This window comes from Planotetraspora silvatica (assembly GCF_016863315.1).
Classification (GTDB): domain Bacteria; phylum Actinomycetota; class Actinomycetes; order Streptosporangiales; family Streptosporangiaceae; genus Planotetraspora; species Planotetraspora silvatica.
In genome coordinates, this window is sequence record NZ_BOOQ01000017.1 from 69,411 (window position 1) to 81,895 (window position 12,485).

The following is a 12,485-nucleotide window of genomic DNA, read 5'->3' on the forward strand; positions in this document are numbered from 1 at the left end:
CCGGGTGTCGATCTGATGACATTTCGCATGCCCGGACGTGTGCGACCAAGGAGGGGTACCTGCGTGTTGTCCAACCTCCGCAGAGGCGGCCGGGTCGGCCGGTTCCTCGTTCTGGTGGGAGCGGCGGCGGCGATCGCGCTGCCGGTGATGCCCGTTCAGGCCGCGGACATCCCGGGAACCGACGAGATCGTCATGAGCTCGAACGTCGAGCACGTGACGAACGTCCCCAAGCCGGCCGCCATCGCGGCCACCATCAACACCGACATCGCATTCCAGGGCAATTATGCCTATGTCGGTAACTATGGCGGTTTCTCAATCTACGACATCAAGAACCCCAAGAAGGCGAAGGCAGTCAGCTCAGTCGTCTGCCCCGGTTCGCAGATGGACCTTTCGGTCTACGGCGACCTGCTGTTCGCCTCGGTCGACTCCTCGCGAAGCGACGACTCCTGCGCCAGCGCCGCGCAGCCCGCGTCCGTCAAGGCATCGTGGGAGGGCATCCGCATCTTCGACGTCAGCGACAAGACGAACCCGAAGTACATCAAGTCGGTCGAGACGAGCTGCGGTTCGCACACCCACACGCTGGTGCCGGACAAGAAGCGGAACAACGTCTACCTGTACATCTCCTCCTACAGCCCGTCGGCGAACTTCCCCGACTGCCAGCCGCCGCACGACAAGATCTCGATCGTGAAGGTGCCGCTGAAGAACCCGACGTCCGCGTCGGTGGTGGCCACCCCGGTCGTGTTCCCCGACGGCGGTAACGAGACCCAGCCGGGCCTGCTCGTCCCCACGAGCGGCTGCCACGACATCACGGTCTACGCGGAGAAGGGCATCGCGGCCGGCGCCTGCATGGGCGACGGCGTGCTGTTCGACATCCGCGACCCCGAGAAGCCCAAGGTGACAGCGCGTACCACCGACCCGAACTTCGCGTTCTGGCACTCCGCGACGTTCAACAACGCCGGCACCAAGGTCGTCTTCACCGACGAACTCGGCGGCGGCGGCGCGGCCACCTGCAACGAGGCCATCGGCCCGAACCGGGGCGCCGACGCGATCTACGACATCGTGCGGGGCAAGCTGGTCTTCAAGAGCTACTTCAAGATCCCCCGTTACCAGTCGGACACCGAGAACTGTGTCGCCCACAACGGCTCGCTGATCCCGGTCAAGGGCCGCGACATCATGGTCCAGGCCTGGTACCAGGGCGGCGCCTCGTTCTGGGACTTCACCGACTCCGCGCACCCGAAGGAGATCGGCTACTTCGAGCGCGGCCCGGCCGCCGAGGGGTCCGGCGGGTTCTGGTCCGCGTACTACTACAACGGCTACGTCTACGCCAGCGACTTCAACCGCGGCTTCGACGTCATCAAGATCGATGACCGTAGGACCGATTCGGCGAGCAAGGTTCGCGTCGACCGGCTCAACACGCAGACCCAGGGCTCGTACTCCGAGCGAGGCCACGGTCACGGGCATTAGCAGGCAGGCTCTCCCGGCCCGCTGATCACTGAGGCACCGACGATGGGGCGGTGTCCGAGGCCACGACGGTCTCGGGCGCCGTCCCTTCCTGCTGAGCGCGTCCACGTGCCCGGTTGCGCCGCAGGAGCCACAGGCCGATCCAGAGCGCGGCCGCGCCGAGCAGGGTGCCCCCGGTGACGGTCAGACCGATCTTCAGACCCGGCGGAGTGAACGAGCAGCTCACCCGCGTCGCTCTGCCGTCCAGCGGCACGGCGACCAGCCCGAGGAAGTTCCCGGCGGGCCGGGCCGCGCCGTTCCCGAGCGCACACGTCCAGCCCCTGATCGCCGGCATGGACATGACCGCGGTCCCGGCGCTGCCGGCGGGCAGCGTGGCGCTGACGCTGTGCCCGGAGACCTGGACGCGGGTGGCTCCCGTGCTCCGGAGATGTTGCACGGCTTCGGCCAGGCGTGCGGTGTCCAGGCAGGCGATGGGGTGGTCCGGCACCGTCCCGCGGTCCATCGGCCGGAGTTTGACCTTGACCCGTCCCGTCGCGGGAACCGTGCCCAGCCACTCGATCGGCGCCCGGTTCCGCCCGGCGGAGCCGGTGAGGCCGACCCGGTACCCGCTGTCCACGAGCGAGGCGCCGCCCGAGTAGTCGGGGGCGTACAGGTACACCTCCTGGCCAGGACGGCAGGTGGCGAGGAGGTTGTACGGATAGGAGCGGGGGGCCGGATCGGGAACGGTGTCCAACGGGCCGCTGGTGCCGAGGTCCGTGCCGTCCTTGCGCTGGTAGCGCACCTCGGGAACCGTGTACACGGAGGTGCCGAGGAGCCGTTCCTGGTTGAGGAACGGGGACTCGCCGTACCGCGGCGGCGGAGCGTAGTCCGGCCTGACGGTCACCAGCGGAGGGACCTGCCGCCGGGTGAGGGTCACGTCGGCCTGGTCCCCGCCGCGCGACTGGGACGCGCCCGTCACCGTCGAGTGGGCCCGCGCGGCGATCGAGAACACGGTGTCGGTCACCGGGTTGTCCAGGCTCTTGGGCGAGCGGCCCCGGGAGATCCAGCCGAACCCGAGGCTCCTCAGCATGTCGATGAGGGTGACCGAGGTCACGCTGCTGTAGTACGCGGCGCCCTCTCCGCCGATCAGTTGCGGATCGTTGCCGGTTATCCGGGCCTCGCCCGGGTCCGTACGGGAGGACGGCCACGCGTCGGCGGTGTCCACGGTCCTGCGCAACCGGTCGTGCCACGGGCCCCACGCGGCGTAGTAGCCGAGCGCCCCCTGGCGCTTGGTGTCGACGTCGGCGACGTTGGCCGCGGCCTCGGCCGTCTGCACCGCCGCCACCAGCACGAGCAGGACGCCGGCCGTGATCCGCCACGTCCGCCGGCCGACCCGCTTGGCCAGCGCGAGCACGCCGTACAGCACGGCCCCTGCAGCGGCGACGGCCCCGGCCCACTGGAGCATCTCGGGGGTGGTCTTCTCCCAGCCGGAGGCGGCCCAGATCGTGAGACCGAGCAATGCCGCGCCCCCCGCCAGCGCGTACGGCCGGGGCGCGCCCCGGGACAACGACGTCCATCCGGCGGCGACGATCATGCCGCTCAGGACGAAGGCCTCCCGGTAGGTGCTCCCGTTGGGGGTCGTGTTGGCGTACCAGATCCGGACGGTCGGCTCCCACAACATCGAGGCCGCCACGGCCACGATCGCCACCGACCAGGCCAGCCGCGCCCGCGCCCGGACGGCCGGGTTGAACGGCAGCGTGAACGCCGCGAACAGCGCGAACGTGCCCACGAAGATCGCAGGCGAGTTGAACTCGTAGCTGCCGGGGAGTAGCCGTCCGAGCACGGCGGAGACGCCGACGGAGGTGAAGGGCCGGGGGGTGACCGGCCAGGCGTCCGCCGCCGCGAGGTATACCACCAGGACGACGGGCGCGGCCAGCCCCAGGCCGGCTCCGGCGTACAACCCGGCGCGCCCGCACCCGCGCAGCCTGGCCCGCAGGGGAGACTCCCCGGTCGTCGCCCGGATGAGGAACACGACGGTGGCGCCGATCATCGCGAAGCAGGCGGTGTAGAAGCCGGTGGCCACGGCGAACGCCACGCACAGCGGCCCGAGCACGGGCCTGCGCCCGGCCATGGCCCATTCCCCGACGATGCACAGCAGGGGGAACGCGATCAGGCCGTCGAGCCACATGGGGTTGTAGGCGGCGTCGGTGACGGCCCAGCCGCACAGGCCGTACGCGGCGCCGAAGACGGCCGCCAGGCCGGAGCGGAAGGGGCCGCGGACCGACAGGCCGCGCAGGTACCAGGCCATGACGGCGGCGCCCGCCGCGATCTTGGCCGCGGTGATCACGTAGACGGCGAGGTCCACCTGGGCGCGGGGGAACAGCGCGACCAGCAGGGAGAAGGGGCTGGCCAGGTAGTAGAACACGTCGGGGAGGTAACTGGAGCCGAACCCGGAAGCCCAGTTGATGATCAGGTCTCCGCGGGCGTGGCCGTGCAGCACGTCCCACCAGTACGCGTAGAAGGGGATGTACTGGTTGCCGAGGTCGCTGATGCTGCGCGACGCGGGCCCGAAGGGGAAGAACCCGGCGACGGCGTCGCCCACGCAGAGCCCGATGGCCGCCAGCATCGCCGCCATGAGGGCGGCTCCCGCTCTCCGGCCGACGGAGCGGGCGACGTGCTTCACCGTGGGGGCGGCGGCCGCGGTCGCGGGCGCGCGCTCGACTTCCTGCGTGGTCACGGATCCTCATGGCATGGGTGGGGTTGGCCAGAGGGCACCCTAGCCGATCATGTTGACCCGCAGGTGAACACCGGACTTCTCGCCGGCTCCAGTGGATGATCTACGAGGATCAGCGGCGGCGTGTGCCGTTCCGGAACCGGGTCTCGTGATCCCACAGATGGGCGCAGCCGGGGCACTGGACGTGAATGAGGCTCCCCGTGGTGCCGAGGAGGTAGCGCCAGTGGTCACGGCAGTTGCGCCCGGCTCCGCAGTCCGCGCAGTCCCTGTCGTCGCGGCACTGAGGGCAGGACACCCAGGCCCGGCGGCCCAGGTCGGCGTGCGGGTCAATCGGCAACATGGCCGGGCTTCCGAAGGGGCAGCACGCCGGCGGCCACCAGCATGTCGTAGGTCTCCTGCTGCTGTGCGTCGAGATCCGAGTAGAGGGCGTCGTAGGCCGCCTCCTCCGCGCGCATGGCCTCCATCGGGTTCCAGTCGCTCCCGAGTGCGGTGACCACCTCGGCGCGGCGCCTGGCCTCCTCGAGGGTGAGGTCGATCTCGAAGACGGCGTGTTCGCCGCTGTCGTCCTGGGGCATGACGGTGTTTTCCCGTTCGCTGTCGAAGTTTTGTCCCGTCATGCACCATATATGGCTATGTGGGCAAATCGTGTGATTTTACGAAGGGGTGGGGGCCGGGCCGGGATATGCACGCCGGACAACTGGGTAGGGCACGCGCGTGAACGGCGAAGGAAACAGCGGTCCGGTCTTCGCGGACCCCATCACTGCCGACATTCTGCTGTCGGTCAACGGAGACGAGCGCCCCATCACCGTGGACACCAGGGAGACGCTTCTCGACACGTTGCGAGAACACCTGGATCTCATCGGAGCCAAGAAGGGCTGCGACCACGGTCAGTGCGGCGCCTGCACGGTCCTCGTCGACGGCAGGCGGGTCAAGTCCTGCCTGACGCTGACGGTGACGGTGGACGACCGGGAGATCACCACGGTCGAGGGGCTGGCCGTCGACGGCGCCCTGCATCCGATGCAGGCGGCGTTCGTCGAGCGGGACGCCTTCCAGTGCGGCTACTGCACCCCCGGCCAGCTGTGCTCGGCCGTCGCGATGGTGCGCGAGGTGGCCGACGGATGGCCAAGCGCGGTCACGGCCGACGTGTCGGGGCCCGCGGCGCTCGACGACGACGAGATCCGCGAGCGGATGAGCGGCAACCTGTGCAGATGCGGCGCCTACGTCAACATCGTCGCGGCGATCAAGCAGGTGGGCTCATGAGGCCCTTCGCCTACGAACGGGCCACCGACGTCCGATCGGCCGTCGCCGCCTGCGTGGCGGGCACGGCGGACGGGGCCGGCGCCGTCTATCTCGGCGGGGGAACGAACCTCGTCGATCTGATGAGACTCGGCGTCGTCTCGCCCGGAGTCCTCGTCGACATCACGCGGCTGCCCTTCGACGAGATCGAGGAGACCGCGGGCGGCGGGCTGCTCATCGGCGCCGGTGTGCGCAACAGCGACCTGGCCGCCCACCCCCTCGTACGGCGGCGCTACCCGATGCTGGCTCAGTCGGTCGTGGCGGGCGCCTCCGGGCAGATCCGCAACATGGCGACGGTCGGGGGGAACCTGCTGCAGCGCACCCGCTGCTCCTACTTCCAGGACGTGAGCAAGCCGTGCAACAAGCGGGTGCCCGGATCCGGCTGCCCGGCGCGGAAGGGCGACCACCGCAACCTGGCCGTGATCGGCCAGTCGGAGGCCTGCGTCGCCACCCACCCGTCGGACATGGCGGTCCCGCTGGCCGCGCTGGGAGCGGTCGTCCACATCGCGGGCCCCGGCGGTTCCCGCCAGGTGCCGATGCCCGGTTTCCACCGGCTGCCCGGCGACGCACCCGAGCGTGACACCGTGCTCGAACCCGGCGATCTCGTGACCGCGGTCGAGGTGCCGCCGCTGCCGTTCGCCACCCGCTCCCGCTACCGCAAGGTGCGCGACCGCGCGTCGTTCGCGTTCGCGGTCGTGTCGGTCGCGGCGGCGCTGGACCTCGAGGACGGCATGGTCAGGGACTGCAGGATCGCCCTCGGCGGCGTCGCCCACATTCCGTGGCGCGCGGAGCGGGCCGAGTCCGCCCTGCGCGGCTCGCCCGCCACCGAGGCGGCGTTCGCCCAGGCGGCCGCCGAGGAACTGGCCGGGACGACCCCCCTGCCGCACAACGCGTTCAAGGTGCCACTCGCTCGCAACGTGGTGGTCCGCACACTGCTCGACCTCGTGGAGGCCCCATGACCACCGTCGCCGCGCCGTCCGCCGGGACGGCCCTGGACCGGGTCGACGGCCCGGAGAAGGTGACGGGCCGGGCGAGGTACGCCTACGAGAACGTCCCGGCCGACCTCGCCTACGCCGTGGTCGTCCAGGCCACGGTCTCCAGGGGAGAGGTCCGCGCGGTCGACGCTGACTCGGTGCTCCAGCTTCCCGGGATGATCGCCACGATCTGGCATGAGAACGCGCCCCGGCTCGCCCCGGTCGAGGACGCGGAGCTCACCGTGCTCCAGTCGCCGCGGGTGGCCTACCGCGGACAGGTGGTCGCGGTCGTGGTCGCGGAGACCCTGGAGAGCGCCACCGAGGCGGCCCGCCTCCTGCGGGTGGACTACCGGCCCGAACCGCACGACGTCGAGCTGCGGCCCGACCATCCGGGGATGTACCGGCCCGATCACGTCAACCCCAACTACGCCACGGACAGCGAGCTCGGCGATCCCGACACGGCCCTCGCCTTCGCCTCCGTCGTGGTGGACGCGACGTACACCACGCCCGCGCAACACCACAACCCGATCGAGCCGCACGCCACGGTCGCCCTGTGGGACGCCGACGGGCTGACGCTGTACGACGCGACGCAGAGCACCTCAGGGGTGCGCGCCACGATCGCCCCGCTGTTCGCCCTGCCGCCGGAGAGCGTCCGGGTGATATCCCCGTACGTGGGCGGGGGTTTCGGGGGCAAGGGCGCCCCGCACGCGCAGGTCGTCCTCGCGGCGCTCGCGGCCAAGCAGGTGGGCCGCCCGGTCAAGCTCGCGGCCACCCGGCGGCAGATGTTCGCGGTGACCGGCTACCGGACCCCGACCGTCCAGCGCGTACGGCTCGGCGCGGACGAGGACGGGAAGCTGAGCGCGATCGTGCACGAGGCGTTCGAGCAGACGGCCACGATCAAGGAGTTCGCCGAGCAGACGACGGTCGTCACGCGGATGATGTACGCGGCGCCGCATCGCCGGACCTCGCACCGGCTGGTCCGGCTCGACGTCCCGGTCCCCACCTGGATGCGGGCGCCCGGGGAGACGCCCGGGATGTTCGCGCTGGAGTCGGCGATGGACGAGCTGGCCGTCGCCTGCGGGATCGACCCGGTCGAGCTGCGCGTCCGCAACGAGCCCACGATCGATCCGGAGCGGGGGCTTCCCTTCAGCTCGCGGAACCTCGTCGCCTGCCTGCGCGGGGGAGCCGAGAGGTTCGGCTGGGCGGGGCGCGACCCCGAGCCGGGCGTCCGCCGCCGGGGCAGGCAGCTGATCGGCACCGGCGTGGCGTCCTCGACCTACCCGGTCTACCGGATGCCGTCCCAGGCCTCCGCACGTGCCGAGCCCGGGGGCGGCTTCACGGTCCGGATCGCCGCCGCCGACATCGGGACGGGGGCGAGGACCGTGCTCACCCAGATCGCCGCCGACGCGCTGCGCGTCCCCCCGGCTCAGGTGCGGATGGAGGTCGGGGACAGCGCGCTGCCCCGCGCCTCGGTCGCCGGAGGATCGTCGGGGACCGCTTCGTGGGGGACGGCCGTCCTGCGGGCCTGCGAGGGGCTGATGGACGCCCTCCATCGCCGCGCGGGCGACGTCCCGCCCGGCGGCCTCGAGGCGAGCGCGGACACGGCGGAGGAGCTGCGTTCCCAGCGGCCGCTCTCCAGGCACGCGTACGGCGCGCAGTTCGCAGAGGTCGGAGTGGATCTCGACACCGGGGAGGTCAGGGTCCTGCGCCTGCTGGGCGCGTTCGCGGCCGGCCGGATCATCAACCCCAAGACGGCGCGCTCGCAGTTGATCGGTGGCATGACGATGGGCCTGTCGATGGCCCTGCTCGAGGAGAGCGTCATGGACCTCGAGTTCGGCGACTACCTCAACCGCGACCTGGCGCAGTACCACGTGGCCGCCTGCGCGGACGTCCGCGACGTCGACGCGTTCTGGATCGAGGAGGAGGACCCCGACCTGAACCCGATGGGGTCGAAGGGGATCGGCGAGATCGGCATCGTGGGCACGGCCGCGGCCATCGCGAACGCGGTGTACCACGCCACCGGCATCCGGGTCCGCGATCTGCCGATCCGCCTGGACCGGCTCATCGGTGGGGGTATTTGAGGTAACTCGCATAGAAAACAACCGGTTTGGGCACCCCCGAAGTACGGGCCCTTGGCCCGTGTCGAGGGGGGGACCCATGACTGTGACAGCGGATCTGGCGAAGCTGCTCGATCGGAAGTACGAGAACATGAGCCTGGCCGAGCTGCTCAAGGCCCCGGTTCATGCGATGGCGGGCATCACCGAGAAGGACGCCGAGCTCCTCAAGCAGGCCTTCAACATCAAGACGATCGGCGATCTGGGCCGCAACAGGCTCTTCCGGATGGCGGCGGACCTGGCGGACCTGGCCGACAACTCCAGGTAGTCCTCGCGCGATCCCGCGGGTCCCCGCCGGGGTCCGCGGGACGGGCGCCCCCGTCACAGCACTCGTTGCTCGTTGTAGAAAATCTTCGCTCTCTTGTAACTTGTTGGAAGGTATCTACGCAAGGGGCGGTCGTGACGGCTCTGTTCGTCGGGGTGGACGGTGGCGGTACGAGCACCCGATGTGCCGTGGCCGGGGAGACCGGAGAGGTCGCCGGGCGCGGACGGTCGGGCGGAGCCAACGTGCTGTCCGCGCCCGACCCGGCCGCCAGCCTGCTGACGGCGCTGACCGCCGCGCTGGAGGGCCTCGACCGGTCACGGGTCGCCGGTGGCGTCTTCGGACTCGCGGGGGTCGCCCGCGCCGAGACGCCGGCCGTCCAGGCCTGGCGCGCTGCCGGGCTGGCCGGCCTTCCCGTGGTGGTGCCCGACGTGCTCGTCGCCTTCTGCGGCGCCACCCCCGACCCTGACGGCACCGTGCTGGTCGCCGGCACCGGGGCGATGGCGGCCAGAATCCGGGGACGAGAGGTCGTGCGGCGTGCCGACGGGCTCGGCTGGCTGCTCGGCGACGAGGGCTCCGGAGTCTGGATCGGGCGCCATGCCCTCACCCGGGCGCTCACGGCCCTCGACGGCAGGACCCCGCCCACCCTGCTGGTCGACCTCGTAGCGGCGGCGGTCCTCGGCCGGGCCGCCCCGGCCGGTGAACTCTCCCCGGAGATCTGCCGGCAACTCACCCGGCAACTCGTCTCGGCCGTCTACGAGCAGGTGGACTCGGCGGGCGCGGCCTGGCTGGGCACGCTGGCCCCCGTGGTCGACGACGCCGCCCGGCGGGGCGACCCCGTCGCCGGGGACATCCTCGACGAGGCCGCGCGCCGGCTGAGCCGTACGGCGAAGGTGGCCGCCAGGGACCCACGAGACGGCGAAGGCGACGCAGAGGGGTACGGCGGCCCGCTGGTGCTGGCGGGCTCGCTGCTGACCGAGCCGACGGAGCTGGCACGCAGGGTGCACGCCGCGCTGGGGGATCGGGTTCCGTGGACGCCCGCACGGGACGGCGCCGCCGGTGCGGCGGCGCTGGCGATCCGGGCGGCCCTGCCGCCGGACCGGGCGCATCAGGCGCACCTGCGGCTGCTCGACCGGGTGCCGGTTTCGGAGGAACGATGAGGACACGCTCCCGCGAGCTCTGCCGGCTGGCGATGACCGTGCTCCAGCCCGGCTTCGAGGGGACGGCCCCGCCGGACTGGCTGCGCCGGGCCCTCGCCGAAGGTCTGGGCGGCGCGGTCCTGTTCACCCGCAACCTCGCCGGCCCGGCACAGACCGCCGAACTGGTCGCGGCGATGCGCGAGGAGAACCCGGGCGTGATCGTCGCGGTCGACGAGGAGGGGGGCGCGATCACCCGACTGGAGGCGCGGACCGGCAGCTCATGGCCGGGCAACCTCGCCCTCGGCGTCGCCGACGACGTGCGGGCGACCGCACGGGTCGCCCGGCAGATCGGGCGCATGCTCGGCGCGGCGGACATCACGATGGACTACGCGCCCGTCGTCGACGTCAACGCCGATCCCCGCAACCCCGTGATCGGCGTCAGGTCCTTCGGGTCGGATCCCGAGCGGGTCCGGCGGCACGCCGTGGCGTGGATCGAGGGGCTCCAGGGGGCGGGCGTGGCCGCCTGCGCGAAACATTTCCCCGGTCACGGGGACACCGTGACCGACTCCCATCTGGCCCTGCCCGAGGTCCGCGCGTCCCGGGAGGTCCTCGAACGGCGGGACCTGCCGCCCTTCCGTGCCGCGATCAAGGCGGGCGTGCGCGCGATCATGTGCGGCCACCTGCTCGTGCCCGCCCTGGACCGCTCTCCGGTCACGCTGAGCCGTGCCGTGCTGACCGGACTGCTCCGGGAGGAGCTCGGGTTCGGGGGGCTGACCGTCACCGACGCCATCGAGATGCGCGCGGTCGCCGCGCTGCAGACTCCCGAGGAGATCACCGTCCACGCCCTCGCGGCCGGCGCCGACGCGATCTGCGTCGGCGTCTCCTCACCCGGTGGAGAGAGCGTTTACGCACTCCGCGACGCGATCGTCTCCGCCGTACGGGAGGGCCGCGTGCCCGAAGCCCGCCTGGCCGAGGCGGCGGGCCGGGTGCTCGAACTCGCCCGATGGCACGCGGAGCAGGCCCCGGCCAGGGCCGCGGCCGCCCGCGACGCCGACGAGGGCGTCGGCCTGAAGACCGCGACGGCCGCCCTGCGCGTGATCGGAACCCCCGGCCGCCCGATGCTGCGGGTCGCCCCGCTGGTCGTGGAGATGACCACCCGCCCGTCCCAGGCCGTGGGCCGGGCCACGGCGGTGGGCGTCGGCGCCGCGATCGGGGAGATCATGCCGGGGACCGTCGTGGCGGAGGTCGCCGAGGGAGAGGATCTCCCCGACCTCACCGATCTCCGCCGCCCGGTCGTCGTCGTGGTACGCGACGCCACCCGGCACGACTGGATCCAGCGGCTGCTGGCGCGAGCCCTGGAGGTGCGGCCCGACGCCGTGGTGGTCGAGACGGGCGTGCCGGGCACACCCGCGGGGGCCGTGTACCTTGCCACCCACGGCGGTTCCACGGTGTCGGCGCGCGCGGCCGCCCGCCGGCTGACCGCCATCCGGACGCAGGAGCACGCCTGACGATCGGAGCCCCTCGAACCTCCCCGGAACGGCCTCCCCACCCGCGTTTCCCCGTTTCACCTCCCCCAGAAGGAGCCTCATGAAGGAGCCCTCATCAGGCGGGCCCGTGTCCGCGAACCTCGTCGCCACGGTGCGCGCGGTGCTGCCCTCCCTCACCCCGGCCGGGCGCTCGATCGCCAGGCTGATCCTCGACGACCCGGCCACGGTCGCGGGAAGCACGATCACCGAGCTGAGCGAGGCCTCGGGCACCAGCCAGGCGACGATCGTGCGGACCGCCCGCGCCCTCGGGTTCACGGGCTACTCCCAGCTGCGCCTGGCCCTGGCCGCCGCGTCCGCGCACGGACGGCCGGAACGACTGGTGCCGGGCGACCTCGCCCCCGACGACCCGCTCGCCGACGTCATCGCCAAGGTCACGAGGGCGGAGTCGGAGGCGCTGGCGGACACCGCGGCGCAGCTCAGCCCGGAACGGCTGGGCCCGGTGGTCACGGCCGTCGCGGACGCCCGGCGGGTGAGCGTGTTCGGTGTGGGGGCGTCGGGCCTGGTCGCCGCCGACATGGCGCAGAAACTCCTGCGCATCGGCGTCTCCGCGCACGCCTTCACCGACGTCCACCTCGCTCTCACGGCGGCCGCCGTGGCCGGGCCCTCCGACGTGTCGATCGGCGTGAGCTGCACCGGGGAGACGCCCGACGTGCTGGAGCCGATGCGGACGGCCCGGCGGGCGGGGGCGGCGACGGTCGCGATCACCAACAACCCCCGTTCCTCGCTCGCGGAGACGGCCGATCACGTGCTCGTGTCGGCCGGCCGGGAGACGGCCTTCCGGCCGGGCGCGCTCGCCAGCCGCATCAGCCAGTTGCTCATCGTCGACTGCGTCTTCGTGGGCGTCGCGCAGCGCACCTTCGAGGCCTCAGAGGGCGCCCTGCGGGCCACCAAGGGAGCGCTGGACCGGTTCCTCGACGACACCCGGCACCGCCATCGTCAGACGTCTCCGCAGGTGGACGGCCTAGGTAAAAATTAACTT

Annotated in this window: 11 protein-coding genes; 8 read left to right on the forward strand and 3 right to left on the reverse strand. The window is 72.0% G+C overall.

All coding sequences use genetic code 11. The features are described 5' to 3' along the window. Positions 1–147 precede the first annotated feature (147 nt). The gene (locus Psi02_RS14475; protein ID WP_373317630.1) at positions 148–1,464 is read left to right on the forward strand and encodes an LVIVD repeat-containing protein; all 1,317 of its coding nucleotides are present in this window, start codon (positions 148–150) and stop codon (positions 1,462–1,464) included. Positions 1,465–1,489: 25 nt separating this feature from the next. Here Psi02_RS14475 and Psi02_RS14480 read toward each other — a convergent pair whose 3' ends face one another. From Psi02_RS14480 to Psi02_RS14490, 3 genes are all read right to left on the reverse strand, one after another. Then, entirely contained in the window at positions 1,490–4,177 is a 2,688-nt protein-coding gene (locus tag Psi02_RS14480; RefSeq protein ID WP_203974377.1) for a YfhO family protein, read from the reverse strand. 109 nt (positions 4,178–4,286) lie between these two features. Next, entirely contained in the window at positions 4,287–4,514 is a 228-nt protein-coding gene (locus tag Psi02_RS14485) for a hypothetical protein (RefSeq protein WP_203974379.1), read from the reverse strand. Then, positions 4,501–4,791 carry a DUF6400 family protein gene (locus Psi02_RS14490; RefSeq protein ID WP_239094886.1) on the reverse strand — a complete coding sequence of 97 codons (291 nt, stop codon included), beginning with the start codon at positions 4,789–4,791 and terminating at the stop codon, positions 4,501–4,503. Before Psi02_RS14490 ends, Psi02_RS14485 begins: the two co-directional genes overlap by 14 nt. A 139-nt stretch (positions 4,792–4,930) precedes the next feature. Between Psi02_RS14490 and Psi02_RS14495 the strand changes: the two genes are divergently transcribed. From Psi02_RS14495 to Psi02_RS14525, 7 genes are all read left to right on the forward strand, one after another. After that, positions 4,931–5,434 carry a 2Fe-2S iron-sulfur cluster-binding protein gene (locus Psi02_RS14495; RefSeq protein WP_203974423.1) on the forward strand — a complete coding sequence of 168 codons (504 nt, stop codon included), beginning with the start codon at positions 4,931–4,933 and terminating at the stop codon, positions 5,432–5,434. Further along, positions 5,431–6,429: an FAD binding domain-containing protein gene (locus Psi02_RS14500; RefSeq protein ID WP_203974381.1), complete on the forward strand. Its 999-nt coding sequence runs from the start codon at positions 5,431–5,433 to the stop codon at positions 6,427–6,429. The genes Psi02_RS14495 and Psi02_RS14500 overlap by 4 nt, the downstream gene beginning before the upstream one ends. Further along, on the forward strand, positions 6,426–8,525 hold the full coding sequence (locus tag Psi02_RS14505; protein WP_203974383.1) for a xanthine dehydrogenase family protein molybdopterin-binding subunit: 2,100 nt from the start codon (positions 6,426–6,428) through the stop codon (positions 8,523–8,525). The genes Psi02_RS14500 and Psi02_RS14505 overlap by 4 nt, the downstream gene beginning before the upstream one ends. Positions 8,526–8,601: 76 nt before the next feature. Then, positions 8,602–8,826, forward strand: coding sequence for a hypothetical protein (locus Psi02_RS14510; RefSeq protein ID WP_203956593.1), 225 nt, complete (start codon positions 8,602–8,604; stop codon positions 8,824–8,826). Between the two features lie 131 nt (positions 8,827–8,957). Beyond that, positions 8,958–9,980, forward strand: coding sequence for an N-acetylglucosamine kinase (locus Psi02_RS14515; RefSeq protein ID WP_239094887.1), 1,023 nt, complete (start codon positions 8,958–8,960; stop codon positions 9,978–9,980). Continuing rightward, positions 9,977–11,467 carry a glycoside hydrolase family 3 protein gene (locus Psi02_RS14520; protein ID WP_203974385.1) on the forward strand — a complete coding sequence of 497 codons (1,491 nt, stop codon included), beginning with the start codon at positions 9,977–9,979 and terminating at the stop codon, positions 11,465–11,467. The genes Psi02_RS14515 and Psi02_RS14520 overlap by 4 nt, the downstream gene beginning before the upstream one ends. Before the next feature lie 79 nt (positions 11,468–11,546). Beyond that, a complete protein-coding gene (locus Psi02_RS14525; protein ID WP_203974387.1) occupies positions 11,547–12,482 on the forward strand; it encodes a MurR/RpiR family transcriptional regulator in 936 nt (311 codons plus the stop codon). The last annotated feature ends 3 nt before the right edge of the window (positions 12,483–12,485 follow it).